A 293-nucleotide genomic window follows, 5' to 3' on the forward strand; every position below is an offset into this window, starting at 1 on the left:
CTACATACATTTAATATCATTAATTATAAATTAAAAAGGCAGTTGAAAGTTCAATTCAATTGAAACTTTCAACTGCCTAATTTAGATATTGGACTTTTTCAGTGCCCTCGTATTGTACCGGGGTCATTTTCATTAAGCCCCATTGATAGCGGTGATGATTATATTCCTCGATCAACTTCTTTCTTTACTTCGCTTAAATTATCACACGATTTATACTCCGCTAAATCCTTAAAGTGCCCAAAGAAACTTTCCATTGGCGCATTGTCCCAACAGTTTCCCTTTCGGGACATGGA

Annotated in this window: 1 pseudogene; it reads right to left on the reverse strand. The window is 35.8% G+C overall.

Features of this window, described 5'->3' with window-relative positions:
* Nucleotides 1–76: 76 nt before the first annotated feature.
* Nucleotides 77–293 (reverse strand): annotated as a pseudogene (locus KW850_RS33780) (integrase core domain-containing protein); the annotation flags it as partial.

The organism is Bacillus sp. sid0103 (assembly GCF_019219025.1).